We start from the raw sequence: 26,215 nt of genomic DNA on the forward strand, positions 1-26,215 counted from the left end.
GCAGGGCCACCCGACCCATCCGCTAAGTCCCTTAGTGAGACGACATCCTCGTCACACCCACCGTCCAGGCGGGGCCCGGATCCTGACCGCACTGACCGGCCCGCCCCGGCTGCCCCACCTGCCCCGCCTGCCCCGCCGACGTCGCACCGGGCCGCGGCCCACCGTCCGCCCTTGAGGGAAGCGGGCGGTACGGGCGGGTCCTCGCCATGCGCCGGCCACCCGGCAAAGTCGTACTAAACCCATTAGTTTGTAGGTGAGTGCTGCGGTCGATGCTGATACGCGCACCCGTCACCCGGGGAAGGAGCGCCCATGCAGCATCACGATCACGCGGATCGACCGATGGGACCGATGGGCCATCGCAAGGAGCGCAGTACCGCCGTGCTCGAACTGGGCGGGCTTCGCTGGGCCTCCCAGCAGAATGTCGCCGCCGCCGTCCTGGGGCGTCGCCGCGGTGTGCTGGAGGTCGAGGTCAATCCGGTGGCGGAGACGGCGAACGTGGTCTTCGACCCGGGCCTCACCTCGCTGGCCCAACTGCGCCGCTGGGTGGAGGAGTGCGGCTACCACTGCGCGGGCCAGTCCGTTCCGGCCCACCTGTGCGATCCGATGGCCGAGCCGGATCCACCGCATATCGCGGCACCGGGTGATCGCGAGGGCCATGAGGGGCATACAGCGGTCGCCGAACCGCCGACTCCCGCTGCTCAAGCGGAACCTGCCGCCCACGCCGGACCCGAGGCGCACGCCGCGCCGGAGGCCACGCCCTCTCCGCACGAGGTGATGGGCCACGGCGGACCCGAGGGCATGTCGATGGCCCAGATGGTCGCGGACATGCGCAACCGCTTCCTCGTCGCCGTACTCTTCTCCCTCCCCATCGTCATCTGGTCGCCGATCGGCGAGGACGTCTTCGGCCTGGACGTACCGGTCCCGTTCGGCCTGCGTGAGGACGTGTGGGCGCTCCTGCTGAGCCTGCCGGTGATCTTCTACTCGTGCACGATCTTCTTCGACGGCGCGGTACGCGCGCTCCGCGCCCGCACCCTGGACATGATGGTGCTGGTCGCGGTCGCCGTCGGCTCGGGCTGGACGTACTCACTGATCGTGACGCTCACCGGGGGCGGCGACGTCTTCTACGAGGCGGCCACCGTGCTGGCCGCCTTCGTGCTGCTCGGCCACTGGTTCGAGATGCGCGCCCGGGGTGGCGCCAACGACGCCATCCGCACGCTCCTCGACCTCGCCCCGCCCAAGGCACTGGTGGTGCGTGACGGCGAGCAGGTCGAGGTGCCCACCTCCGAGGTCGTGGTGGGGGACCTGCTGTTGGTCCGCCCCGGCGCGAAGGTCGCCGTCGACGGCGTGGTGGAGGAGGGCGAGAGCGACGTCGACGAGTCGATGGTCACCGGCGAGAGCCTGCCCGTGCACAAGGAGCCCGGCTCCCAGGTCGTCGGCGCGACCATCAACGCCAACGGCACCCTGCGCGTCCGCGCCACCAAGGTCGGCGCCGACACCGCCCTGGCCCAGATCGTCCAACTCGTCCAGCAGGCCCAGAACTCCAAGGCCCCCGGCCAGCGGCTGGCCGACCGGGCGGCGTTCTGGCTGGTCTTCGTCGCCCTGATCGGCGGGGCCGCGACCCTGGCCGTCTGGCTGCTGGCCACGGACCGCTCGTTCGGCACCGCGATGCTGTTCGCCATCACGGTGGTGGTCGTCACCTGCCCCGACGCCCTGGGCCTGGCGACCCCCACCGCGATCATGGTCGGTACCGGGCTGGGCGCCCGGCGGGGCGTGCTGTTCAAGAACGCCGTGGGCCTGGAGACCTCGGCCCGGATCCAGGTCGTCGTCATGGACAAGACCGGGACCCTGACCAAGGGCGAACCAGAGGTGACCGACGTGGTCACCGCCGACGGGACGGACGAGGGCGAACTGCTGCGCCTGGTCGCCGCAGTGGAGCGGGAGTCCGAGCACCCGCTGGCCGAGGCCGTCGTCCGGTACGCCGACGCACAGGCGGTGGACGAGGTGCGCGCCGAGGGCTTCGAGAACGTCCCCGGGCACGGCGCGACCGCCACTGTCGACGCGCACCGCGTGGTCGTCGGCAACCGCCGCCTGGCCGAGCGGGAAGAGATCGACCTGGGTGAACTCGCCGAGCGACGCGTGGAGCTGGCCGCCACCGGCCGCACCGTCGTCATCGCCGCCGTCGACGGACACGCCGCAGGTCTGATCGGCATCGCCGACGCGCCCCGGGAGACCTCGGCCCGGGCCGTGGCCGAACTGCACGCCCTCGGCGTCGAGGTGGTCATGCTCACCGGGGACAACAAGGCAACCGCCGACCGCATCGCCGAACAGCTCGGCATCGACACCGTGATCGCCGAGGTCCTCCCCGGCGACAAGGCAGCCAAGGTCGCCGAACTGCAGGCGGGCGGCCGCAGGGTCGCCATGGTCGGCGACGGAGTCAACGACGCGCCCGCCCTGGCCCAGGCCGACCTCGGTATCGCCATCGGCGCCGGAACCGACGTCGCCATCGAGACGGCCGACCTCGTCCTGATGCGCTCCGACCCCCTGGACGTCCCCACCGCGCTGCGCATCGGCCGCGGGACCCTGCGCAAGATGCGCCAGAACCTCGCCTGGGCCATCGGCTACAACTCCATCGCCCTGCCCATCGCCGCCGGTGTCTTCGAACCCGCCGTCGGCCTGGTCCTGCGCCCCGAGATCGCCGCCGTGTCCATGTCCGGCTCCAGCATCATCGTCGCCGTCAACGCCCTCGCCCTCAAAGGCCTGCGGCTGCCCGCAGCACCCACCCCACCGGGGGTTCGAACCCGCGCAACACTTGCTCGGCACCCCGTCTGACGAGCCACGTCAAGAATGACGACATCACCGCCGACATGCCCGGAGTGGCCGTCGTTTCCCCACCTGCCTTCCGGCAACTCCCGGTTCGCGGCGGCGCAGGTCCACCACGGACTCGGGGGCACCCAGCTCGGCTTCACCACCCCGCCCACCCTCGTCACCAACGACCCGGCCGAGGCATGCGAGTTCATGGACCGGTCGAGAGTCTGAGTCGAGTCGGACGGATTCAAGTAGGTCCAACCGGCATGGCACTTGAACTCGAGAATGGGCAAGTCAGCTGATCAGAAACACACATCCAAGGGGCGGAGCTGCATCCAGGTTGCACGCCTCCTGCTCGGCCATCAGGCCGCGCGGGAGGCACGCTTTCGAGTGGCCGGCTTGTGGGCGGGGCACGCTGAGCGGCTGGGGTGGTGACGATCCGTTGACCGCTCATTCCGGAGGCAACCGAGCCTCCGACGGTTTCGCGAAGGCAGGCCACAGTGATCAACAGACGGGATGTATTGCGGGCAGGCACCCTCAGCGCCCTCGGCGCCGGGGCGGTGGCTCTGAAGGTGTCGCCCGATGCGGCCGCGGCAACCGAGGCAGCGAAGTCGGTCAGCCGTCGGGACTGGGAGCGGCTGGCTGCGTCACTCTCCCCCGGCGCCACCCTCTACCGGCCGCGAAACCCGGACTACCCTCCGCTGGCGATCCCGTTCAACCACCGGTACGCCGGGATCCAACCCGCCGGAATCGTCGCCTGCGCCACCACAAGGGACGTGAGCGAGGCGATCCGCTGGGCCCGCGCGGTGGGGCTGCCCGCCGTGCCTCGCACCGGGCTGGGACACAACTACGCCGGCTACTCCACCACCACGGGTCTGCTGCTCAACATGAGCAGGATGCGGAGCATCGTCTCCACTCCGCGGCGGAGAGCCGCCCGCGCTCGGGCATACGGGCCGATCGAGGTCGTCCACGACGCGGGCACCGTCACCGTCGGGGCCGGGGTCACCAACGGCGACCTGCACCCGCTGCTCGAGGACCAGGGCATGTTCGTACCGACCGGCCGCTGCCCCTCGGTCGGGGTCGCGGGGCTGGTGCTGGGCGGAGGTATCGGCTTCAGCGACAAGATGTTCGGCCTGACCTGCGACCGGCTGGTCGCCACGACCGTCGTGCTGGCAGACGGCCGGGTGGTCGAGGCCAGTGAGGATGCGGAGCCCGATCTGTTCTGGGGCTGCCGGGGCGGCGCGGGCAACAACTTCGGGGTGCACACCTCGTTCACGCTCCGGTACGAGCAGTTCCAGGGCAACGTCGGGTTCTACCAGTTCCGCTGGAGCCTTGACTCCGTGCTGCCGGTCCTGTCGACCACACAACAGATCGTCCAGGACACCTTGGACAACAAGCGGTTCCACTGCCGCCTGGGAATCGGCACCCACGGGCGAACCCGGGACCAGATCCGCACGAACGCCAACGTCAATGTCATCGGCCAGCACTACGGAACCATCGATGAGTTGCGGGCGATCCTCGCCCCGCTGCTGGCCATCGGCACAGCCGACGAGCGTGCCCGGAACAACGCCGCCCTCCGGGAGGTCACCCCGGCCGAGGCCGGTGAGCTGCTGAGCGCCACCACTCCCGTGGTGAAGTTCGCCTCCAAGTCAGCGATCCTGACCTCCCGGGCACTCCTCACCGACAAGCAGGTCAGCGCCGCAGCCGAGCAGCTGCTCGCCTGGCCGGGCAGCGGCAACGAGGACGGAGCCGGGTTCGCGATGTTCGCGCTCGGCGGGGAGATCAACCAGGTGCCACCGGAGGCGACCGCGTTCGTGCACCGTGGCAGCACGTTCATCCTGGCCGCCGAGACCAACTGGGCGGACTACGACCACCCCGATGTCGCCGCCGCGAATCTGCGCTGGCTCCAGGATTTCTACGACGCCATCTTCGACGGCACGCCCCCTGAGCGCTCGTACCAGAATTTTCCCGATCCAGAGCTGAGGGACTGGCGCCAGGCGTACTACGGCGCAAACTACCCCCGGCTGGTCCGCGTGAAGCGGCAGTACGACCCGAGCGGCTTCTTCGACTACCCACAGGCAATCGGCTCCTGATGCTCTCCCCGGGCCGGTCTGGTGGACGCCCGCCGGGTGACCCCGCAGGTCAGCCGGGTTATGCGGCAGCTCGGATCTCCGCCCGGACCCCCGCGGGAGTCTCTCGGCTTCGAGTTGACACCCGGGATCCAGGCGAGAAAAGTACTAATTGTGCATGTTCGAGCACGTTTCGTATTCGAAAATGCTTCCATTGCCGGTTCATCCACCTCAGCCCCGGGTTGTTCGGGGCTGCCCTGCCTGCCTGCGTGCCGCAGGGATGTCTTCCGCGATGCTGCCTCCCGCCTGCGCCCGGCGAGCCCGCGCCCACCCGGCCGGCCGTCCGGGGCCGCGCGGCCACGGACGGCCGACGTGCCGTAGCGGTCGGGCCTCGCGGCTCTTGCTTCACCCAGAAGGGAACAGAAGGGAACAGACGCCATGGACAAGACCCAAACCGACCTCTGGAGAAACCGCGTGCGCTGGGAGACCTGTCTGCAGCTGGCACGCGAGCTGCTTCTGGTCGGCCCCGAGCCGAAGAACGAGGACCTGAAGCTGCGCTTCCTCGACGTCCTCATCGACCGGGGGCTGGCTCCCGTACAGCCGCCCGGGCGGCCGAAGGAAGTGCTGATCGTCGGGGCCGGGATTTCCGGTCTGGTGGCCGCGACGCTGCTCAAGCAGGCCGGCCACAAGGTCACGATCCTGGAGGCCAACGCCAACCGGGTGGGCGGACGTATCAAGACCTTCCGCCGCCGGGAGGGCGAGGAACAGGGGCCGTTCACCGATCCGGCCCAGTACGCGGAGGCGGGAGCCATGCGGCTGCCCGACTTCCACCCCCTCACCCTCGCCCTGATCGACAAGCTCGGACTGAAGCGCCGGCTGTTCTACAACGTCGACGTCGACCCCCGTACGGGCTTCCAGAAGGCGCCCGTACCCCCGGTGGTCTACAAGTCCTTCACCGGTCACGAGTGGAGATACGGACAGGACAGCCCCGACTTCCGGGAGCCCCACAAGCGCAACGACACCTGGATCCAGATGAACTCCGTCCAGGCCCGCCGGTCCGAGTACGCGGACGACCCCACGCTGATCAACGAGGGCTTCCATCTGACGGGGGACGAAGCACGGCTGACCACCAGCCAGATGATCAACGATGCTCTGGAAGAGGTCAGGGACTACTACTCCGACTCCGTGACCGGCCAGGACGGCACGCAGCAACGGGTGAACAAGCCGTTCAAGGAGTGGCTCGAAGGCTGGGCGAGAGTGGTCCACGACTTCGACCGCTGCTCGATGGGCGACTTCCTGCGCGACCACGCCGGTCTGAGCGACGAGGCCATCGAGGCCGCCGGCTCGATCGAGAACCTCACCTCGCGGCTCCACCTCTCGTTCTTCCACAGCTTCCTGGGCCGCAGCGACATCAACCCGAACGTCACCTACTGGGAGATCGAGGGCGGCACCGAGATGCTGCCCGACAAACTCGCCGAAGGGCTTCAGGACGAGTTGGTGAGGGGGCAGCGGATGGTCCGCCTGGAGTACTGGGACCCGCGCCGGGACGGTGAGCGGCGCGAACACGTGGGCCCGGAGCCGGGGCGCACCGTCGCGATCCACACCGAGCCCGAGGACTCCCTGAGCGGACCGCCCCGGGTGTGGAGGGGTGACATGGCGATCGTCACGATCCCCTTCTCGAGCTTCCGCTTCGTCGAGGTGTCGCCGCCGTTCTCGTACAAGAAGCGGCGGGCCGTCATCGAGACGCACTACGACCAGGCGACGAAGGTGCTGCTGGAGTTCTCCAAGCGGTGGTGGGAGTTCACCGAGGAGGACTGGCGCCGGGAACTGGAGTCCGTCGATCCGGGTCTGTACGGCTTCTACCAGCAGTCCGCCAAGGCCCTCGTGGAGCCCGCGGACGACCTGCCGTCCCAGCTGAGTTCACTGCCGACGGGGCTGCTCGGTGCCCACGGAAGTGTCCAGGAGCAGCTCATCGACCCCAGACAGCTCGAGTACTACCGCCAGGAGCCGCTGCGCGGGGCGCCGCTCCGGCCGGCGACCAATGTGTTCGGGGGCGGCTCGACCACCGACAACCCCAACCGGTACATGTACTACCCCTCCCACCCGGTGCCGGGCAGCAAGGGCGGCGGGGTGGTCCTGGCCACCTACTCCTGGTCCGACGACGCGTCACGCTGGGACTCGATGGAGGACGCCCAGCGCTACGTCCACGCCCTGCGCAACCTGCAACTGGTCCACGGCCGCCGCATCGAGGTGTTCTACACGGGCGCCGGGCAGACCCAGAGCTGGCTGCGCAACCCGTACGCCTTCGGTGAGGCCGCGATCTACACGCCGCACCAGATGACCAGTTTCCACCTGGACGCCGTCAAACCCGAAGGGCCGGTGCACTTCGCGGGCGAGCACACCTCGCTGAAGCACGCCTGGATCGAGGGCGCCGTGGAGACGGCGGTCCGCGCCGCCATCGAGGTGCACGAGAAGGCGTCGCCCCCGTCCTACACGATGCCCGTGGAACGCGAGGCGGGACGCGAAGCGGTGGACGAGCGAGAGGTCACGGGGGTGCAGGCACAGTGACGGAGCAACCCTCGACTTGGAACGTGGCGCGGTACCTGGCCACTCGACTCGAACAGCTCGGTATCGAGCACCTGTTCGGTGTGCCCGGCAACCATCTGGGCCCGTTCCTGTCCCTCATGAAGCAGCACAACCCGCGGGTGACGTGGGTGGGCACCCCGACCGAGGTCGGGGCGGGGTATGCGGCCGACGCCTATGCGCGGGCCCGCCACGCCGACGCCCCTGACGGCGGCTTCGGCGTCGGCGCCGTCGCCGTCACCTACAGCGTCGGAGCGTTCAACCTGCTCAACCCCATCGGGGGCGCCTACGTCGAGTATGTGCCGCTCATCGCGATCAACGCCTGCCCGACCTACGAGCAGTGGCTGAACTACCAGGCCATCGGCCTGCTCACCTCCCACATGAGCCAGCGCCGGGAGAGCAACCTCGACGTGTACCGCCAGGTCACGGTCGACGCGCAGGTGATCTCCAACCCGGGACTGGCCCCCGTGCAGATCGACAGCGCCATCGTCGCCTGTCTGTCCGAGCTCCGGCCGGTGTATCTGGAGGTCATGGAGGACGTCTGGGCCGCGGAATGCGAGGCACCCCAGGGCCATCTGGCCCCCAGGCGGCGCCCGTTCACCCCCAAGAACCGGACCATGCTGGCCAAGGCGGTCGCCGCCGCCGTCGGCCTCGTCAAGCAGAAGGGGGGAGTAGAGGGCTCGCCCATCCTGTGGGCGGGCGAGGAGATCGACCGGTTCCGTCTCTCCCAGCCCCTCACCGAGCTCGTGCAGGACACCGGGATGCCGTTCTGCACGACCGTCGGAGGCAAGTCCGTGGTCTCGGAGAACACCCCGGGATATGTCGGCGTCTACAACGGCAAGGCCAGTGATCCGTACGTACGGGAGGTGTTCCAGCGGGCCAAGTGCCGCATCGGGCTGGGTACCTGGTCGACGTCGAAGAACCTCGGCGGCGAGCAGGACATCGGCGACGACTGGTGCGTGGCCGCCCGCGAAGGAGTGAGCGTCGGCGCCTCCTACTACCCCGACGTCCAGCTGGAACGGTTCATCCCGGCACTGCGCGAGGCGCTGGTGACCGAGTTCGGCCCGCGCGCCTTCGCCGCCGACTACTTCGCCCAGGCGCACGCCGAAGGGGCGCCGGTGCCCGAGAGCACGGCCGCCTACCAGGCCCAGCTCAGCTCCACCGACAACCAGGCGGAACTGACGTACGACAGCTTCTTCCAGCACATCAGCGGCTTCCTCGACAGCCAGGCGACGGGCACGGGCACCGAGGCCACCTCACCGTTCACCCTCCTGTCCGACGCGGCGTTCGCCCTCCTGGGCTCGATGAACCTGCACAGCGTCGAGCGCGCCGGATACCTGGCGCAGAACGCGTGGCTGTCCATCGGCTACTCGGTCGGCGCGGCCACCGGCGTCGCGATGGCCCGGAAGGCCGCGGGCAAACGGCCGATGGTGTTCGTCGGCGACGGCGCGTTCCAGGAGACGTGCCAGGAACTGTCCACGCACACCCGGCACCGGCTGAACCCGGTGATCTTCGTGCTGGACAACGAGGGCTTCTACGGCATCGAGCAGATGCTGGTCAACCCGTGCTACTACCAGCAGAAGCCGTCCGACCAGAAGCCGTCCGACGGCGCCGACTTCTACAACGATCTGCACCAGTGGCACTACGACCAGCTGGCCAAGGTCTTCGGCTCGACCAAGAGCCCGATGACCGGCATGACGGTCGCCACCCACACGGAACTGGAATCCGTTCTGAAGCGCATCAGCGAGCCGAACGACTCGATCAACCAGGGACCGCTGCTGGTCCAGGTCCGCCTCAGCCGTCACGACTACCCGCGCGCCCTTCAGTACAAGATCAACGAGAACTGTCCCTGACGGGGCGCTGCACAGCTGACGGGCTCCGGTGCGGAGCCAGGCACACGAGGCCTCCAGGACGGCAATCCTGGAAGGCTGGTTCGCTTGGCACCGATTGGAGGTCGGTTCCGGATGCCGCCCGTGGTTTTGGCGCGCCTGGGCGGCGTCCATGTCTTTGCGGGACGAGCCCACCATGCCGATCTGATCCTGCTCGGCGACCTGACCGGCCGCTACGCCACTGGCAGCTACAGCAGACTCGCCTCCGACGGCGAAGCCTGGTCCTGCGCGCGGACCGCCAGGGCGCGGCCGAGCGCGGGCACCGGGTCACCGCGAGATCCCGGCCCCCACGCGGAGGCTCGCGCCTCTACGGGCCGGGCGAGGTCGAACCTCTCCGCGGGAGGGACCACCTGCGGTCAGGCAGAGGCGGCAGCCGGCCCATGGCATGTTCGCAGCGAGGGTCGACCGGCATCACCGTCGCCTGCCGGGTATTCGGCTCCACCGTCACCACGGCTGCCCGGCTGGCGCTGCAGCTCAAGGAGCGCTGACGGCTCGGCTCCGCGGGCACCGCCGCAGTTCCTCGGCGTACGGCAGTACGACGCCCGTCACGATGACCCCGGCGAGCCCCGCCAGGTACTGAGCGGGCGGGGGACGTTCCTCGGGCAGCAGGCGCCAGTCCCCGGGATTCGGGCCGCCGCGAAATGCCGAGCGGACCTGATCGGCGTGCAGGCAGGCGGTGAACGCCAGAGCGCTGAGCGGGAGCACCTCCTGGTCGAGATGGGCGCGGACTACCGCCAGTCAAGGGCGGTGTGCGGGTGCGCTCAAGGAGGCGGATCGCGGTGACGGCGTGGCGCGGAGGAGGAATCGGTAGAGCAACGCCCCTACCGCCAGGACGACAACCGCAAAAAGGAAGGGCGCATGAAACGACCCGGTAGCCTGCGCCAGCCATCCAGTGAACATGATGCCGAATCCGGTAGCTGCCGTATTGGCGAAGTTCATCAGCCCGCTGACCGCACCTACCGTTCCGGGTGCAGCCAGCAGGCCGGGGAGGCTCCAAGCGACGGGCGCGGCGATGGCCAGGCCGGACAGGGAGAGGCACATCCAGGCCACCGCAGTGGAAGCAGACTCGGCGGTCCCCGCGGCGCCGATGCTGGCGCCGCACAACAGCCCCGCAGTCAGCACGGTCCTGCGGACCAGTATCGGATCACGGCCTCGGGACACCAGCCTGTCCACCAGCCAGCCTCCGACGAGGAGTTCGGCCACGGTCGCCACACCCCACGGGATCATCGAATGGAATCCGGAGTTCAGCAGTCGAAGGCCGTACTCCCGCTGAAAGAACTCCGGCATCCAGGTGACCACCACATTGATCGTGTAGCCGTAGCAGGCAAAGGCGAGCGCCATGGTCCAGTTCCTGCTGACACACAGCGCGGAGCGGATGTCCTTCATCCGTGCGCGGTCGCTGTCGCGTGCCCCGCCGTCGAGGATGAACTCCCGCTCGGCGTCGGCCAGCAGGGGGTGTGCGGAGGGGTCCCGGTAGCCACACCACCACAGCACCGAGAACAGCAGGCTCAGCATCGCGCAGAACAGGAATCCCGCTCTCCAGCCCCACTCGCTCATCACAAAGGCCAGAACCGGGAACGCCACCATGTGGGCGAGCTTCGTCGCTCCGTCGAACAGCGCCGTCGCCATCCCGCGCTCACCGAGCGGGAACCAGGCCGCAGTCGCCTTGGAAGCCCCCACCATGGACGGGCCCTCTGCCACACCGAGCAGCAGACGTGCCGCGATGACCGAGCCGAGTCCACCAGCCAGCGCGGTCAGCAGACTGGCCACGGTCCACAGAGCGGTGGCGACCCGCGTGAGCCGGGAGACGCCGAAGAGGTCCACGAGCGCACCCGCCGGCAACTGCGCCAAGCAGTACGACCACGTGAAAGCCGCCAGTACGATTCCGAGTTGCTGAAGGTCGAGATCGAATTCATCGGCAATCGGTGAACTCGCCACCGACAATGCGATACGGTCGACAAAATTGACGAATATTCCGCCGGCGAGCAGTCCTCCGATCGCCCAGCGAGAACGTCCAGAAGGTTTCACAGAATCGGGTCACCTTTCGCGGAACGTCCGTCCCGCTCGGCCTGATGGGGCAAGCCTTCACCGCAGCGAAAGTTCACGTGCTCCGGCAGCGGCCTGCCACATCGTGGGGGGTTTCTGCACGCCGCCAGTTGTGTGCCCGAGAGCGATGTGACGGCTGATGTGCCTCTGCGCTGTGACGCTACGTGTCATCTTGATCGCTGGTCCAGACCGTACTGACGTCTTGGCCCAAACCCGCTGTGTCCACAGGCGCTTCCGCGACAAGCCCGTCCGGGACGCGGAGTTCGGCCGATGGTGGCGGTTCGGGCGGCCGCACCTTGGTTAATCTGCGAGGATGAGCACCGACCTGACTCTGCTCCCGCGTGTCGCCTATCGCGGGCAGGAGGTCACCTCCCATCGGCTGCGCAGCCTGCTGGCGCTGCTCGCGGGCGACTTGCGCACCGGCCGCAGCATCGAGCGGCTCGTGGAAGGCCTGTGGCCGAACGAGCTGCCGGACCGGCCGGGAAAGGCCGTGCAAGTCCTCGTGTCCCGGGCGCGGGCGCTGCTGGGCGCCGACGTCGTCGCGAGCACGCCGACCGGATACCGGCTCACCCTGGCCGAGCATCAGGTCGACAGCTCCGCCCTACTGCTGCACGCCGCCGCGAGCGCGGACCGGGCCAGGGCCGACGACCACGCGGGTTCGCTCGCCGCCGCCGAGGCCGGGCTCGCGCTGTGGGACAGCGCCCCTGACGGGCCCAGCGACACCGACGACGCCGTAGCCACGCTGCGCGGCATGCGCGCTCCCGTCCGCAGCGCGGTGGTACGCGCGCAGGCGCTCGCGCTGGCCCGGCTGGGCCGGCACGCTGAGGCGTCCGGGCCGCTGGCCGCGGCTGCCTCGGCGCATCCGCGCGACGAGGAAGTGCTCGCCGCGCTGCTGCGCGGCGAAGCGGCGACGGCGGGCCCGTCCGCCGCGCTGACCCGGTACGAGGCCGCCGTGAGCTGCGCGACGAACTCGGCACCGACCCGGGCGCCGCGCTCAAGGCCGTCCAGCAGGAGTTGCTGCGCGGTGAGGCCCCGGTGGTCAGGCACGGCGTGCCGCACGAGCCGAACCCGCTGCTCGGCCGGGAGGAGGACATCGCGGCGGTGGAGCACCTGCTGCGCTCCTTTCGCGCCGTCACCGTGGTCGGCTCCGGGGGCCTCGGAAAGACCCGGCTCGCGCACGCCGTCAGCCGCCGGGCCGAGCAGCGTGTGGTGCACTTCGTGCCGCTCGTCGGCGTCACCGCGGACGAGGACGTGGCCGCGGAGGTGGCCTCCGCACTCGGCGCGGGCGAGGGGCGGCATGGCGCCGTGAGCGGTCACGCTTCGGCCGATCCCGTGTCCGGCATCCTCGGTGTGCTCGGCTCGGGGCCCACTCTGCTGGCGCTGGACAACTGCGAGCACGTCATCCGGGGCGCCGCCGGGCTCGTACAGGCCCTGCTGTCGGCCTCCAAGGACCTGCGGGTGCTCGCCACCAGCCGGGCCCCGCTGGGCCTGACATCGGAGGCCGTGTACGCGTTGCCGGAGCTCGGTCTCGACACGTCGGTCGAGCTGCTCACACAGCGGGCCCGGGCCGCCCGGCCCGGCGTGCAGCTGCCCCCGGACGCCGTGGGCGGGCTGTGTCGCCCGGGTACGGGTGACCGGTGCCGAGGGCATGTTCAAGCTCAGCCAGGAGCAGCCGGCCGAGGTGCGTGACCGCGTGCGACAGTCGTTCAGTGAGCGCGAGCAGGGGCGCTACCGCGAGACGGCCGAGCTCATGGGACGGCTGCCGGGTTAGCGCGGCGCGACGGGGTGGGCGCGGGCGGCTCCCGGAGGTCGCGAGGAGTCACCCGGCTCGCCCCGTTCGCGGTGCGGCTACCGCTGTTCGGCGAGTATCCGCTCCGCCGCGTTGTCGAGAGTCGTGAGCATCCAGTGCTCCAGGTCGGTGCCCGCCTGCTGTGCGGCCTTGTGCCAGCACTGCACCCGACTGTCCGGCACGGAGAGCTGCCGCTTCGCCTCAACCTCTCTGCCGTCGTTCGGTTTCTCGCCCTCGCGGGCGAGGCTGATGGCGCTGCGTAACTGTTTGGTGGTCCACTTGTTCTGCTCCGCGCGGTCGAGCCAGGTCTCCTGCTCGTCGACCGGCAGCGACGCCACTTCGGCGTGGTGCTGGAAACTCAGCGCGGGACGCCTCCGTTCGAACGCGAACCGCCGGGACACCCAGGCGTAGTTCCGCAGCGTCTGGTACTGGAGTCCGGCGGACCGGATGCCGCGCTGGTAGCGGTCGGTGTAGTGCTCCTTCCCGTACACCAGCCAGTCCCCGAGCCACCAGGTGGACGAATTCACGAGGCTCGACAACTGGCGTCCGGCCCGCTCCCAGTCCTCGAAGGACAGGCCGGTCGGCATGTGGAGACCGATTCTGGTGGTGAGTACCTGCTCCTGGCACGATGCCTCGTCCTGGGATCGCTGCTGTGCAGGAATCGTCTCGCGACGCCCACGGAACAGCGGCTTGCTGACCTTTGCTTCGATGGTCGCAGCCGTCATCACACCTCCACGTAGAGTGCACCGACGTTCTCGTACGTCCTCCGCGACGGCGGAATCGGCGTTCTCCTGATGCCGCCGCCCGGACCACCGACCCCGGAATCCACCTTGAGCGGGGGTCGGCCCTGATCACAGTCCAATGCAACGGCAGTCCGTTTCGAAAGAGGCCTGACGGTCAGCTTGGTCAGCTTGGTCAGTCAGACAGTCCGCGACGGTCAGGAATCTCCGATTCCGCGGGGGTGCGGATACCGCGAAGGGGGATTCCGTCCCGCCGGACGGCGGTCATCTTCTCCAAGCCGCCAGTCGAGTTCCGGACAAGGCGGGCCGGCACCGCCCCGGTGCCCCGCCCGGCGACGACTGCCCCGACAGCGGCCCCCGAGTCGGCGAGCTGCGCGAGCGCGGGCCCCCGCCCAGGTGATCTCCCGGCAAAGTGCCCTGGACAGCGAGGGTTTGGGTCCGCTCCGCCGAAGCCGTCGTGCAGACCTTCCCCGCCTTCGCACCACACCCCCGTCTCCCGCTCGGCCGTGATCGGGGACGAGTCCTGAGAGGCGGGTATGTCAGTTGCGGCAGTACGCCTCCGCTCATAGTGTTGGGCCGATCATCGCCGGGAAAGTCAGGGATCCTCACCTTCTCAAGGAGGAATAATGACCGCCGGAAGGCTTGACATGCGGAAGCCTGGGACACATCGGATCGCCGGCCGCATCTCCACGACGGAATCCCCCGAGCACGGATCCAGACGCGTTCCTCCCGGGCTTCGGCACACCCCCACGCCGGCGTTGATGCACCCCACAGTCGAGGCCCCTCATTTATGACCCGGACTTCTTCGCTGCTGGCCTCCTGCCTGGCCCGGCTCGGGTGGTCGCCGGAACAGCTGGCTCGCGAAATAAACAAAAGGTACGGCACCGGAACGATCAGCAGCAAAGCCCCCTACAACTGGCTGCAGGGCTCTCTGCCGCGGCGTCAACTGCCCCATCGGGTCGCGGAGATACTCACCGACCGGCTCGGCGAGCCCATCACGGCGGAGGCGCTCTGGCCCCGGCACTTCCCCGACAGCCGCCCCCAGGGACCGGTCCTCATCGCCCCGTCCGTCCTCCCCGCCCCCGACGTCCCCCACACGTCGACGGGCCCCCTCAGCGCCGCGGTGGACTGGCTGGTGGACACGGGCTCCGCCTCGCCCAGCCGGTCCGGTGGATCCGAGGTGCCCGAGATTGCGCTCGACATGCTCGCCACTCGCATCGGCCAGCTCCGCAAGGTGGACGACATCGCCAGCACCAGGCTCGCGATGGATTGGGCCCTGCAGGACCTGCAGTCGGCGCGGAAGCTGGCCGCCGAGCACTCCTACGACACCCGGACCGGCCTGCAACTGCACCGCATCATCGCGGAGCTCGCGCAGCTCGCGGGATGGCTGGCCGCCGACCTCGGGCTGCGCCGGCGCAGCCAGTCCTACTTCCTCTACGGGCTGGCCACCGCCAGGACCGCCCAGGACCGGCCACTGGCCGCGTACATCATCTCCTGTATGAGTTACTGTGCCACCTGGGAGACCCGGCAGGAGGAAGGGCTGCGGTTGATCCGCATCGCGCGCAAAGGCTCGTACAGGGAGGACTTCAGCATCGGTCACGCCCTGCTCGCGACGCGCGAGGCCCGTGCCCGGGCGCGGCTCGGTGACAAGGCCGGCTGTGTGCGCGCCCTGAACGAGGCTGCCGATCTGAGCCAGGACAGCGATTCCTCGGCCGACGCGCCCTGGCTCTCCTGGGTGTCGCCCCCCGTGATGGTGGCGGACGCCGGACGGGCCTGGCTGGAACTCGGGGACTTCCGGCAGGCCGAACAGTGCCTGGAACGCGGGCTGGAACTGTTCGGGGAAAGCCAGCCCCGCAATCGGATGCTGCACTGGGCCTCCCTGGCCGAGGCGCGACTGGGTCGCGAGGAGGTCGACGGCGCCGTCGAGGCCGCCGACGAGGCGCTGTCGCTGGCGGAGGTGATGACGTCGCAGCGGGCCCAGGTCCGTCTCGCGGATCTGCAGCGAAAGCTGAAACGGTACGACAGTGCCGCGGCGCGTGACGTGGTGCAGCGCGTCGACGTCCTCCTGGGCACCGACCGGCTGCGGGTCGCGAGTTGAGAAGTCCGTACCGTGAGAAGGACATGGGCACGCGCACGAGGATCAGCCACGGGGTGCCGCTCGCCCCGATGACGACGCTGGGCCTCGGCGGTCCCGCGTCGATCCTCGTCGAACTCCAGGACTCCGCCGACTTCCCGGAGTTCGTCGAACTGGCCGGGACCTGCGCCGGCAGTCCCGTCTGTCTGGGGTCGGGGAGCAACGTTCTGATCAGTGACCTCGGCTGCGACTCCCCCGTGCTGCGGCTCGGCAACCGGGGGTTGCGGATCGGCGCGGCGGACGCCGAAGGCCGGGTCCTGGTGGAGGTGCAGGCCGGGCACCTCCTCACCGACCTGGTCGAAACCGCCATCGCCGAGGGCCTCAGTGGTATGGAGATGCTCGCCGGCATCCCGGGGACCGTCGGCGCCACGCCCATTCAGAACGTCGGCGCGTACGGCCAGGAGGTCTCTGACACGCTCGTCGAAGTGCGGGCCTGGGACTGGGTTTTGGGGCACCACGTCACCCTGAGCGCGCGCGAGTGCGGCCTGGGCCACCGCAGCAGCGTCTTCAAACGATCCCGCCGCTGGACCCTGCTGAGCCTCGTGTTCGCGCTGCACCGCTCGGAGTTGAGCGCACCCGTCACCTACGGTGCCGTCGCCGGCGTGCTCGACGTCCCGGTCGGTGGCAGGGTTCCGCTCGCCGAGGCCGCCGAGGCGGTGCTCACCGTGCGGCGGCGCAAGGGCATGGTGATGGGCTGCACCGAGACGGACCGCCGTTCGGTCGGCAGCGTATTCCTCAGTCCCGAGGTCGGCCCTGCCGACGCCCGGCGCCTGGAGGCCCGCAACGCCCCCGTCAACTCCTTCCCCGACGGCTCGACCCGGGTCAGCGCGAGCTGGCTCATCCAGCAGGCGGGGTTCGGGTTGAACAGCCCTATCGTCGACGGCGTCCGCATCTCGTCCCTGCACCCCACTCTCGTCGCCGACGAGGGAGCGAGCGCCACCGCCTTTCGCGAGGCCATCGAGATCGTGCTCCAGCATGTACTGCGGTGCACCGGCGTACGGCTCACTGTGGAGATCGACCTCCTCGGGACGTGGCACACGGCGGGGGGACCCGGGGCACCCGGGCAAACCTAGGGACCCACGGCAGGCCCTCAGCACTCGAGGAGCGTGCAGCCCCAGTGCATGCCGCGCCCCATGCCGGCCAGGGCGATCAGGTCACCGGCGCGGAAGTCCCCCGACGCGCGGTGATGCCGGAGGTTGAGGATGTGGTCCGCGGCCCCGAAATGGCCGTGCTCCATGGAGATGTCGAGGTTCGTACGGTCCAAGGGCACTCCGAGCTTGTCAGCCACCTTCGTCAGGGTGCTCAGGTTGTCGTTGAGCAGCACCACCCTGGCCAGGTCGGACACGGACACGCCGATGCGCTTGCAGGCGCGGGCCACCACTTCCCGCACCCGGTCGTTCATCAGATCGACGAACGCCTCGAAACGCTCCGCGTCGTAGTCGAAGAACTCCATCAGATCCCAGGCGTCGCGGGCGGGCGCGGGCTCCTCGCCGCCGCGGAAGGGGTCGGCCGCCCCGCCCTGCTCCAGCAGGAACAGGTCGGCGCAGCGGCCGTCCGTGATCACCTCGCTGGCCCTCCAGCGCAGGCCGGGGTGGCCGCGACCGGCCACCGCCGCCGCGGCGCCGTCGGAGAACAGCAGGGAGTGGGTGTCCATCCGGTTCCAGTACGCCTCGCACGTCCGGTTGGCCCCGACCACCAGAGCCCGCCGGTACTCGGGGTGAGTGGCGAACCGGCCGGCGAGCAGGTCGAAGCAGGTGATCCCGCCGACACAACCCTGCGCGACGAGGACCGACTCGGCGCGGTGGGCGCCCAGCCTGTCCTGGAGGCTCGCCGCGCCGTCTTCGACGTACGCAGCAGGACCCCCTCCCAACCGCCCACGGGCAGACGGTGGCCTTGCGAAGGCCCCTGAGTTTCATGGCGGGGTGGCCGACCACGGCTCCGGCGAGGCTCTGCTCGGCGCTACCCAGCCGACCCTTCGCAATCCGGCGACGGACCTGCCCCGCCGCCGCGGGGCGCTCGTACACCCGACCACCTTCCGACGCCTCGGCGAGCCGCCTCCTGAGCCGCGGCCCGCCAGTGATCGGCCCAGAGGCTTCCGTCGTGCGAGGACTTCCCGTGCTCACTGCGTCGACGACCGCCTGGCAGCGGCCGAGCTGCGCGACTGCCAGGACTACGGCAGGCGCTGACAGCCGCGTTGCGGTCAGTGGCGCAGCTTCACCTTACTGACCGCTGCGACGCCAAGGGCCGCGAGGGCGATCTGGATGAGCCATTCGACCCAGTCGACGCCCTTCGAGTCGGCGACGTCGAGACCGGAGGCGATGCCCGTTCCGATGAAGGCTGCGACGATGCCGATCGCGATCGTCCACAGGATGCCGATGCGCTGCCGGCCGGGGATGACGAGTCGGCCGAGGACACCAATCACGATGCCGATGACGATCGCGCTGATGACGCCTGAGATCTCCATGAGCGGTATGCCACCCCTCGACTCGTTGGTGACATACGAGTGCCCGTTCGAGACGGTGTCACCCTGTCCTCTTCCGTAGGGCGGAACCCGGAACTCGTCGGCGAAGATGAGGGCCCTGACGGCGGGGCCGCGGGCGCGGAGGAGCCCACCGTCCATGTCGCCCCCGAAAATCAGCTGCCACCGGCTGGCGAGTGAGGGGAGTGACACGCACCCGACGGCGTGCGAAGGCCGGGCGGGAGCTTCGAAGGTCTGCTTAGGAGTTCGGCCGCTCCGCCTTGCGGGCCTGCCATGGCCGTCCGGTCGGTGGGTGTGCCTGTCGCATGCGTCGGGTGATGGGTTCAGGGAACTCGTGCCCTAAGCGAACGAGACATGACCAGGGTGGTTGCAGATGTCCAACCCACAGCAGCCCGAGCAGCGACGGAGCCACAAGGGCGGTGCCACACCACAGCACAGCGCCGGACTCAAGGCGCGGCAGAGCGAGGCCAGGGGCGGACGCGCCCACGGCACGGACAAGGGCAACAAGGGTGGAGGAGAAGGCGGCGGCGTGCCGCCGGACCAGAACGCCAGCCATCCGTGAGCAAATACGGACCGCGTTCGCAGCACCCATGCGTGGGATCTCAGCTGGTGAGGAAGGAGCGCAACCATGCCGGCCGGATCGAGCCCCAAGAGGGAACGGCAGTACGAACACATCAAGAAGAGCGTTCAGGACCGCGGCGAGTCGCCCAAGCGGGCCAAGCAGATCGCGTCGCGGACGGTGAACAAGGAGCGGGCCAGGCCGGGCGAGTCCAAGACCGCCAGCAAGACCTCGACCCGTGACCCGAAGTCGGCGTCCCAGCGCGGTGGACAGCGCTCGCACAGCGGCTCGGAAGGACCCACGAAGGACCAACTGTACGAGGAGGCCAAGAAGCGCAACATCCAAGGACGCTCCTCGATGACCAAGCGCCAGCTGGCGAACGCGCTCGGCCGTTGACACCCGATGATCCCGGACCTCGCCCGGCCTCTACGGGCCGGGCGAGGTCCGTTCCTCAAGCGGCGAGCCACTCATAGGAACGTACAAAGCCAGGGTCGCGGTGAAGGCGTGTCCGAGCTGTCCGAGGACGGGCCGTGTGTCGCGGGAGACCAGGAGGATCCGTGGGGCCCGGTCGAGCCACCGGCCCGGAGACGTTCTGGCCCGCGGCGGTCGCGTGTCAGGGCAGCGGGGTGCCGCCCGTGGCGTTGAGGATCTCCGCCGTGATGAAGCTTGCCCGCGGTGAGGCGAGGAAGACGTAGGCGGGTGCCATCTCGGCGGGTTGGGCGGGGCGGCCGAGCGGTGCCTGTTTACCGAACTCCACGGTGTCCGGCATGGTCGCCGGGATCAGCGGCGTCCACACCGGGCCGGGAGCAACGGCGTTGACGCGGATGCCGTCGCCGGCCAGCATCTGCGCCATCCCCTGCGTGAACGTCACGATGGCACCCTTCGTCATCGCATAGTCCAGTAGATGCGGGCTCGGCTTGTACGCCTGCACAGACGCGGAGTTGATGATGGAGCCGCCCGCCGGGATGTGCGGCAAAGACATCTTGCAGAGCCAGAACATCCCGTACAGGTTCGTCCGTACGACACGGTCGAACTGCTCGGTCGAGATCGCCTGGATGCCGTCCGGCTGCGACATCTGGTAGGCGGCGTTGTTGACCAGGACGTCGATGCGGCCGAACTCGTCGACGGCCCGCTCCACCAGCTGCCGACACGCCTCCTCCGTACGGATGTCGCAGGGCACGGCCACACACTCACGCCCCGCCTCCTCAACGAGGGCGGTGGTCTCGTCGGCATCCTTCTCCTCCTCCGGCAGGTACGTGAACAGTACGTCCGCGCCCTCGCGGGCGTAGGCGAGTGCCACGGCCCGGCCGATGCCGGAGTCGCCGCCGGTGACGACCGCCTTGCGGTCGTGGAGCAGCCCGCTGCCTTCATACGAGTGCTCCCCGTGGTCGGGCGGCGGGTCCATCGGGCCGGTCCAGCCCGGGTGTTCCTGGCCCTGATCCGGAAATTCGGGACGGGGATGCTTCCTGGTGGGGTCCTCGGTCACGGGTTCTTCCCTCCTTCGTCGCTAGCTCAACGGGACGCGCAGGGCGCTGCGTTGCTGCCGCCAGGCCTTGAGCAGATGCGCCCCGAGCCGGTCTTCGAGCAGGCCGGTGGCATGGACACCGAACACGATGTCGGGCTCCAGCCGCGGCTCGTCGTCGAGGAGCCCGCCGACCACTTCATGGCGTACGACCTGCTCGTGCACGGCGTCGGCCTCCACATGCTCGTCGTAGAACCGCTGCGCCGCCGCTCCCGCACCGAGACGACGAAGCGCCGAGGCCAGTCGACGGGAGGCCGGTGACGACGTCACCTCCACGGTCGCGAAGTGGCCGACGAGTGCGCCGCGCAGGGCCCGGTGCAACCCGAACAAGGACATGAGGTTCACGGTGGCGAGCGCCTCGGCGGGCGCGGCTTCCAGGTAGTGGCCGTAGGCCGTCTCCAGACCGAGGTCGCGCATCAGGTCCGCGAAAAGCTGAGCGTGGATCTCCTCCGCGCGGCCCGCGCCGAACTCGTCGAACTCCACGGCCACCATGGCCGCCTTGGCCCGCCCGCGCAGCCGGGGAATGACCCAGGCATGCGGGTCGGCCTCTTTGAGGTGGTAGAGCGAGCGGACGGCCGCGTACTCCCTGAGCTGCCACAGCTCGCCGTCCCGCTCCAGGTGGTGGCTGACGCTCGTGCCGTCATGACCGACCGGTTCCACCAGCAGGTCGCCCAGCGCCTGTTCGGCATCCGAAAGCGGCGGTACGTCGGCGCGCAGGGCCTGGAGGAATCGCCGCTCCAGGGGACGACGCAGGGCCAGCAGGCCGACATCCCATTCGCGCTCCTCGGGCACGCCCGCGAAGCCCTGATAGTGGAGTTCGTAGAGCAGGTAGAGGGCCAGTTGCAGGTCGTCGCCGTACGGGTCACGGCCGTCCACGGACACGGCGTGCGGCCGCCCGCCGAGCAGCGCGCTCAGCACCGCAGCGGACAGCTCACCGCGTGCGCTGGGCAGTGGAGGTCCGGTCACGGTCACGGCAGCTCCCGGTCGCGCTTCGTCCTGCGGCGGTGGCTGGTGTCGCACCAGGGGTACGTACGGCTGCGGCGACAGGTGCATATCGCGACCATGAAACGCCGTGACGTGGCAATGCTGCCGTCGCCGAGGGCCACCTTGACCGGCCCCTCCACGAGCAGCGGCCCGCCGGGATCGATCACGACGCGGCGCAGGCGTTCAGGTGTGTGCGGCACGGATGACCACCAGTTCCTCTCGGTCCTCATCGCCCTGCACCAGGCCCTCCCTCACCAACCATCGCTGCCGGGAACGCAGTACCGGGCCGTAGGGCACCAGGGACCGGTCGGTGACCGCAGCGCGCAGCCCGGCGTCCCTCAGGCGCTCCAGCGTGGCCCGGATGCCGCACAGACCGGAGTGCACGATGAGCAGTGCACCCGCCGGACGCACGAGGGCAGGCGCCGCGGCGCAGATGCGATCGAGGAACGCACGCCCGTCCCGGCCGGCATCCCAGGACCGGGCCCGGCCACGGCGCGGCAGCCGAGCCGAGGGCGACGGCACGTAGGGCGGATTACAGACCACCAGGTCGTACGACCGCCCCGACACGGCCTCCATGAGGTCCCCGCGGAGGACCCGAACCCGCTGCCGCGCCAGCAGCGCGTTGACCCGTGCGGTGAGCACGGCCGGCCAGGAGATGTCGACGGCCGTCACCCGGGCGCCCAGCCGCGCGGCCTGTACCGCAAGCGCGCCGCTGCCGGTGCCGAGGTCGAGTACCTCGGTCGCGGAGCTGATGTCCTCCCGGTACAGGGCCCGCGCCAGCAGCCCGGTATCCCACTGCGGGGCATACACGCCAGGCGGTGTCAACGGGAGCGGCGGCGGTGCGGGCGCCAAGGTGTCCGCGGTCATCGCAACTCCGTTCATCAGGGAACCCAACGAGAAGGCCACTTGTAGCGGGATATAGGGAGGAGTGCAGATATCTGGCGTTCTGCTTCGTCGCACTGGGTGCCCAGACCTCGGTGCTCCACACATGCCTCAAACCCTCCCCGCCCGCGCTGCACCGCCAGGTCACCACCGTCCCCTGGTCACCTCTGGTCCAGGCGGCGCCGGTCCTGCTCGCTCCATGTGCGGGTGTCGCGAGGTGCGACGTACGGCTCCCGGTCCTCGGGGTGGCCGCCGGCGATGGCGCGCTGGCGCGAGGTCTCGGCGTCGAACTCCAGACCGAGGAGGATCGCCAGATTGGTGATCCACAGCCAGATCAGGAAGATGATGATCCCGGCGAACGTGCCGTAGGTCTTGTTGTACGAACCGAAGTTGGCCACATACAGCGCGAACCCGGCTGAAGCGATCATCCAGATCAGCAGGGCCAGGAAACTGCCGGGTGTCACCCAGCGAAAGCCCCTGACGCGGGCGTTGGGGGTGGCCCAGTACAGGATCGCGATCATGACCGTGACGAGCAGCACGAGCAGCGGCCACTTGGCGATCGACCACACGGTCAACGCCGTGTCGCCGATGCCCAGCGCGGTGCCCGCCTGGCGGGCCAGGGAGCCGGTGAACACGACGATCAGCGCGCTGATCACCGCCAGGACCATCAGCACCGCGGTCACGCCGACGCGGACCGGGAGTACCTTCCACACCGGCCGTCCCTCGGGCATGTCATAGACGGCGTTCGCGGCGCGGATGAACGCCGCGACATAGCCGGAGGCCGACCAGAGGGCCAGCACCAGACCCACGATCGCCATCACCGAGCCGATCCCGGCGTTGCCCTGCAGCTGGTTCACCGCGTTCGTGATCACATCGCGTGCGGAACCGGGGGTGACCTTGGTGAGGTTGCTGAGCACCTGGTCCGTCGCTGATTTGCCGGCGATGCCGAGCAACGACACCAGCACCAGCAGCGCGGGGAAGAGCGCCAGGAGGCCGTAGTACGTCAGCGCCGCCGCCCGGTCGGTGAGCTCGTCGTCCTTGAACTCCCGCATGGACCGGCGCAGCACCGCCCACCACGCACCCTTGCCGAGGTGCGTCGGAGCATCCGGCGCCCGGCGCTCGACCTCCGGCTCCGGCCCGTACCGCTCGTCCCGCTCCCTGCCCTCCCGCGCGGCCGTGCCCGGCCCACGCTCACCCTCCGGGCGCCCTGACCGGTGACGATCACCGTCACCGGATGTCCGATCCTTATGTCCCAGTTTCATTAGTCGTGTCATGTATAGGCGGGTATCCCATGGACGACACCTCACGCCCCACCCCTTCCGAACCTGCGATGGCAAGGTGCGGGTTGCTGACCTGAGAGAGCTGCGGCAACTGAGTAAGGCGGAGCTGTATCAGCGAGCCACCGAGCAGAAGATCACCGACCGCTCCAAGATGAGCCGGGAGCAGCTCGTCGACGCACTCGACAGTGCCGGGCGCCGCCGTAAGAAGAGCGCTGCCTGAGGCCGCTGCCCCGCGCCCATGCTCTGGTCCCTGCCGGAGCCGAGGCTCACGATCGCATCAACCGTCCCATACCCGCCCCACAGCACGTCACCGTCTGGGGCGGGTTCCGGGCGCGGTCTCGGCGGACGCGGGCCAGGTGATTCTGCGCCTGCAGGCACGGCACCGACCCGGCGCCCGCGTTCCGGATGAAGCAGTTCTCATCCCGGAGTGACGCGGCCGCGCCACGAACCTGACTCACCGCCGCGCTCTTCGATGTACTCCTTGAAGCGACGCATGTCCCCCTTGACCCGCCGATCCATCATGCCGAGTACGTCGGCGGCCTTTTCCGCCGGTCCGCTCGATTCGACGTCCATGACGAGCTCCACGCGCGTGTGCATGTTGTCCAGGCTCTGGAAGCGCACCATGCCCATCTGCCGGGTGTCGCCGCCGATCGTGCGCCAGGCGATCCTCTCGTCCGTAAGCTGGTCCACGATCTCGGTGTCGAACTCGCGCCGCACGCCGCCGATCTTGGTGGTCCAGTGGTTATGGGTGTCGTCGAGCTGAGTCACCTCTTCAACACCCTCCATGAACTTCGGGAACTCCTCGAACTGTGTCCACTGGTTGTACGCGGTACGGATCGGTACGGCGACCTCAACCGCTTCCTTCACTGTGCTCACGGCTACGTCTCCCTCGGTTGCCGACGGGCGCGGACAGCGGGCCCGTCCTACGGATCATGGACGGTGAGCCGAGTACCCAGGACCCGCGTTGGTACAACCAGGGCGTTTGTCCCACTGCCTGGGCACCCAAACGAAACCTTTCGTCCGCCAAGGCCTTCACAGGGCCATGTGCGACCCTCACCCGGATGTTGGACACGGGGGTCGGGTGTTGTCGCGGCTGACACAGCGGAACGCCACGGGCCGCGCGTGGAGAGCGGTGGGCCCTGCCTTCGCGCCCTTCCGCGCCTCCCTCTTCATGGACACGTTCCAGCTCTCCGCGGGGGCGTTGTACTCACTGCCGCCGACCGCGCTCACGCTCCTTCTCACGCGGGCCCGTTCGCAGGTGTCGGCGAACGCAGCACTCACTCATCGGACTGCCTTCGCGACGGGTCGGTGCCCTTGGGAAAGTACCGGCGCAGCAGTCCGTGGCGGGGCGGCGGACAAGACGTCGCCCACTCCAGCCCGCGTCCGTACCCCCAAGGATCGTCCTCGGCCACCGGCTTGGCGTGGCGCGCCGTGTGCCAGACGCCGTACTGCAACGCAGCGTGGAGACGCCGAGCAGGAACGCGCCCAGCGACACAGGGTGTTGAGGAGCGTGAAACCGTCGGCGGGCAGGTAGTCGGCCTACCGGCGGGGCATGCCCTTCTCGCCGAGCCAGTGCTGCACGGGACTCCGGACGTCGGCGCCACCCCAGCCTGGGGGGCGCCCGGCTGCGCGCACGTCGGGCCGTGTCTTGCCGCTCGACCTGATCCGCGCGTCGACCGGCATCACCCACACGGTGGTCGCCTGCCGGGTATTCGGCTCCACCGTCACCACCGCCGCCCGGCTGGCGCTGCAGCTCAAGGAGCGGAGACGGCTCGGCCCCGCAGGCACCGCCGCAGTTCCTCGGCGTACGGCACGACGACGCCCGCCACGATCACCCCGGCGAGCCCCGCCAGGTACGGAGCGGGCAGGGGACGTTCCTTGGGCAGCAGGCGCCAGTCCCCGGGGTTCGGGCCGCCGCGCAGTGCCGAGCGGACCTGATCGGCGTGCAGGCAGGCGGTGAACGCCAGAGCGCTGAGCGGAAGCACCTCGAGGAAGCTGTGGATGTGCTGCTCGACCGGCCGGATCTCGCGTTCGCCGGAGGCCAGCCACACGTCGTACACGGCCGTGGCGCCGTGCGCGACGGCGGCGCCGCCCATCGCGGTGAGCACCAGGGGATTGACGCGGGCCAGCAGCCCCATGACCACCGGTACGCCCGCCTCGGTCATCATCAGCGCGTGGATCGCGGACTCCTTGGTGCCGCTCGTCCGCTCGATCTTCGTCCGCCGGTGCATCCACCAGTCCGCCAGGCCGGGCACCACCCACAGCGGGAGCACCCCGAGCAGCAGGAACCGGCGATTGGCGTCCTCCACGTCGGTCGAGTGCAGCGGGATCCGCAGATCCTCGGCCCGCCGCCAGTGCCGCCATGCCTTGCGGGGCAGTGCGCGCAGTGCCATGGAAACCCTCCGTGACGTCTGTGTCCTGGTCTTCGAGTGCCGGCTCCCCGGTACCCCACCG

Annotated in this window: 23 protein-coding genes and 2 pseudogenes; 12 read left to right on the forward strand and 13 right to left on the reverse strand. The window is 69.5% G+C overall.

What is annotated here, in order from left to right:
- Window positions 1-309: 309 nt before the first annotated feature.
- The 5 genes from F7R91_RS07650 to F7R91_RS07670 all read left to right on the forward strand — a co-directional run bounded on the left by F7R91_RS07650 (window position 310) and on the right by F7R91_RS07670 (window position 9,310).
- Complete coding sequence (locus F7R91_RS07650) at window positions 310-2,829, forward strand: heavy metal translocating P-type ATPase (RefSeq protein ID WP_150945865.1); 2,520 nt, start codon at window positions 310-312, stop codon at window positions 2,827-2,829.
- 15 nt (window positions 2,830-2,844) lie between these two features.
- A complete protein-coding gene (locus F7R91_RS07655) occupies window positions 2,845-3,036 on the forward strand; it encodes a hypothetical protein (protein ID WP_225320557.1) in 192 nt (63 codons plus the stop codon).
- Window positions 3,037-3,305: 269 nt separating this feature from the next.
- The gene (locus F7R91_RS07660; RefSeq protein WP_150945866.1) at window positions 3,306-4,898 is read left to right on the forward strand and encodes an FAD-binding oxidoreductase; all 1,593 of its coding nucleotides are present in this window, start codon (window positions 3,306-3,308) and stop codon (window positions 4,896-4,898) included.
- Between the two features lie 414 nt (window positions 4,899-5,312).
- Window positions 5,313-7,442 (forward strand): flavin monoamine oxidase family protein, encoded by a 2,130-nt coding sequence (locus tag F7R91_RS07665; RefSeq protein ID WP_150945868.1) that lies wholly within the window; start codon window positions 5,313-5,315, stop codon window positions 7,440-7,442.
- Between the two features lie 23 nt (window positions 7,443-7,465).
- Window positions 7,466-9,310, forward strand: a complete 1,845-nt coding sequence (locus F7R91_RS07670; RefSeq protein ID WP_230989786.1) for an alpha-keto acid decarboxylase family protein — start codon at window positions 7,466-7,468, stop codon at window positions 9,308-9,310.
- Between the two features lie 510 nt (window positions 9,311-9,820).
- On the opposite strand, the gene F7R91_RS07675 is transcribed toward F7R91_RS07670, so the two are convergent.
- Window positions 9,821-10,051 carry a hypothetical protein gene (locus tag F7R91_RS07675; RefSeq protein ID WP_191971393.1) on the reverse strand — a complete coding sequence of 77 codons (231 nt, stop codon included), beginning with the start codon at window positions 10,049-10,051 and terminating at the stop codon, window positions 9,821-9,823.
- 33 nt (window positions 10,052-10,084) lie between these two features.
- On the reverse strand, window positions 10,085-11,374 hold the full coding sequence (locus tag F7R91_RS07680; protein WP_150945872.1) for an MFS transporter: 1,290 nt from the start codon (window positions 11,372-11,374) through the stop codon (window positions 10,085-10,087).
- A 331-nt stretch (window positions 11,375-11,705) separates the two neighbouring features.
- Between F7R91_RS07680 and F7R91_RS07685 the strand changes: the two are divergent.
- Window positions 11,706-13,012 (forward strand): annotated as a pseudogene (locus F7R91_RS07685) (BTAD domain-containing putative transcriptional regulator); the annotation flags it as partial.
- A 228-nt stretch (window positions 13,013-13,240) separates the two neighbouring features.
- Here the strand turns inward: F7R91_RS07685 and F7R91_RS07695 are convergent.
- On the reverse strand, window positions 13,241-13,906 hold the full coding sequence (locus F7R91_RS07695) for an LmbU family transcriptional regulator (protein ID WP_191971394.1): 666 nt from the start codon (window positions 13,904-13,906) through the stop codon (window positions 13,241-13,243).
- Between the two features lie 805 nt (window positions 13,907-14,711).
- Here F7R91_RS07695 and F7R91_RS07700 point away from each other — a divergent pair.
- Both F7R91_RS07700 and F7R91_RS07705 read left to right on the forward strand, forming a co-directional pair.
- Entirely contained in the window at window positions 14,712-16,019 is a 1,308-nt protein-coding gene (locus F7R91_RS07700) for a tetratricopeptide repeat protein (RefSeq protein ID WP_150945874.1), read from the forward strand.
- A gap of 23 nt (window positions 16,020-16,042) precedes the next feature.
- Complete coding sequence (locus F7R91_RS07705; protein WP_150945876.1) at window positions 16,043-17,128, forward strand: UDP-N-acetylmuramate dehydrogenase; 1,086 nt, start codon at window positions 16,043-16,045, stop codon at window positions 17,126-17,128.
- Between the two features lie 17 nt (window positions 17,129-17,145).
- Here F7R91_RS07705 and F7R91_RS07710 read toward each other — a convergent pair whose 3' ends face one another.
- Both F7R91_RS07710 and F7R91_RS07715 read right to left on the reverse strand, forming a co-directional pair.
- A complete protein-coding gene (locus F7R91_RS07710; protein ID WP_150945878.1) occupies window positions 17,146-17,925 on the reverse strand; it encodes a 3-oxoacyl-[acyl-carrier-protein] synthase III C-terminal domain-containing protein in 780 nt (259 codons plus the stop codon).
- Between the two features lie 330 nt (window positions 17,926-18,255).
- Window positions 18,256-18,519: a GlsB/YeaQ/YmgE family stress response membrane protein gene (locus F7R91_RS07715; RefSeq protein ID WP_150945880.1), complete on the reverse strand. Its 264-nt coding sequence runs from the start codon at window positions 18,517-18,519 to the stop codon at window positions 18,256-18,258.
- A 39-nt stretch (window positions 18,520-18,558) separates the two neighbouring features.
- On the opposite strand from F7R91_RS07715, the gene F7R91_RS42535 reads away from it, so the two are divergent.
- The 3 genes from F7R91_RS42535 (at window position 18,559) to F7R91_RS07725 (ending at window position 19,489) form a co-directional block, all read left to right on the forward strand.
- A complete protein-coding gene (locus tag F7R91_RS42535) occupies window positions 18,559-18,714 on the forward strand; it encodes a DUF5709 domain-containing protein (RefSeq protein WP_225320558.1) in 156 nt (51 codons plus the stop codon).
- 193 nt (window positions 18,715-18,907) lie between these two features.
- Window positions 18,908-19,096: a hypothetical protein gene (locus F7R91_RS07720; RefSeq protein WP_150945881.1), complete on the forward strand. Its 189-nt coding sequence runs from the start codon at window positions 18,908-18,910 to the stop codon at window positions 19,094-19,096.
- A 66-nt stretch (window positions 19,097-19,162) separates the two neighbouring features.
- The gene (locus tag F7R91_RS07725; RefSeq protein ID WP_150945883.1) at window positions 19,163-19,489 is read left to right on the forward strand and encodes a plasmid stabilization protein; all 327 of its coding nucleotides are present in this window, start codon (window positions 19,163-19,165) and stop codon (window positions 19,487-19,489) included.
- Between the two features lie 217 nt (window positions 19,490-19,706).
- Here the strand turns inward: F7R91_RS07725 and F7R91_RS07730 are convergent, their stop codons facing one another.
- The 5 genes from F7R91_RS07730 to F7R91_RS07750 all read right to left on the reverse strand — a co-directional run bounded on the left by F7R91_RS07730 (window position 19,707) and on the right by F7R91_RS07750 (window position 23,743).
- Window positions 19,707-20,579 (reverse strand): SDR family oxidoreductase, encoded by an 873-nt coding sequence (locus F7R91_RS07730; protein ID WP_150945885.1) that lies wholly within the window; start codon window positions 20,577-20,579, stop codon window positions 19,707-19,709.
- Between the two features lie 21 nt (window positions 20,580-20,600).
- Window positions 20,601-21,581: an iron-containing redox enzyme family protein gene (locus F7R91_RS07735; protein WP_225320577.1), complete on the reverse strand. Its 981-nt coding sequence runs from the start codon at window positions 21,579-21,581 to the stop codon at window positions 20,601-20,603.
- A 2-nt stretch (window positions 21,582-21,583) separates the two neighbouring features.
- Entirely contained in the window at window positions 21,584-21,799 is a 216-nt protein-coding gene (locus F7R91_RS07740; RefSeq protein ID WP_225320559.1) for a CDGSH iron-sulfur domain-containing protein, read from the reverse strand.
- Window positions 21,783-22,466 (reverse strand): HemK2/MTQ2 family protein methyltransferase, encoded by a 684-nt coding sequence (locus F7R91_RS07745; RefSeq protein WP_150945891.1) that lies wholly within the window; start codon window positions 22,464-22,466, stop codon window positions 21,783-21,785. The genes F7R91_RS07740 and F7R91_RS07745 overlap by 17 nt, the downstream gene beginning before the upstream one ends.
- A gap of 176 nt (window positions 22,467-22,642) precedes the next feature.
- Window positions 22,643-23,743 carry a YihY/virulence factor BrkB family protein gene (locus F7R91_RS07750; protein WP_225320560.1) on the reverse strand — a complete coding sequence of 367 codons (1,101 nt, stop codon included), beginning with the start codon at window positions 23,741-23,743 and terminating at the stop codon, window positions 22,643-22,645.
- Window positions 23,744-23,819: 76 nt separating this feature from the next.
- On the opposite strand from F7R91_RS07750, the gene F7R91_RS07755 reads away from it, so the two are divergent.
- Complete coding sequence (locus F7R91_RS07755) at window positions 23,820-23,981, forward strand: hypothetical protein (RefSeq protein WP_225320561.1); 162 nt, start codon at window positions 23,820-23,822, stop codon at window positions 23,979-23,981.
- A 197-nt stretch (window positions 23,982-24,178) separates the two neighbouring features.
- Here F7R91_RS07755 and F7R91_RS07760 read toward each other — a convergent pair whose 3' ends face one another.
- From F7R91_RS07760 to F7R91_RS07770, 3 genes and pseudogenes are all read right to left on the reverse strand, one after another.
- On the reverse strand, window positions 24,179-24,637 hold the full coding sequence (locus tag F7R91_RS07760; protein ID WP_150945895.1) for an SRPBCC family protein: 459 nt from the start codon (window positions 24,635-24,637) through the stop codon (window positions 24,179-24,181).
- A 455-nt stretch (window positions 24,638-25,092) separates the two neighbouring features.
- Window positions 25,093-25,342: pseudogene (locus F7R91_RS42540) on the reverse strand (cytochrome ubiquinol oxidase subunit I); the annotation flags it as partial.
- Window positions 25,343-25,515: 173 nt separating this feature from the next.
- Complete coding sequence (locus F7R91_RS07770) at window positions 25,516-26,154, reverse strand: diguanylate cyclase (protein WP_150945897.1); 639 nt, start codon at window positions 26,152-26,154, stop codon at window positions 25,516-25,518.
- Window positions 26,155-26,215: the final 61 nt, after the last annotated feature.

The sequence above is a fragment of the Streptomyces luteolifulvus genome, from assembly GCF_008806595.1.
In the GTDB taxonomy this organism is placed as follows: Bacteria; Actinomycetota; Actinomycetes; order Streptomycetales; family Streptomycetaceae; genus Streptomyces; species Streptomyces luteolifulvus.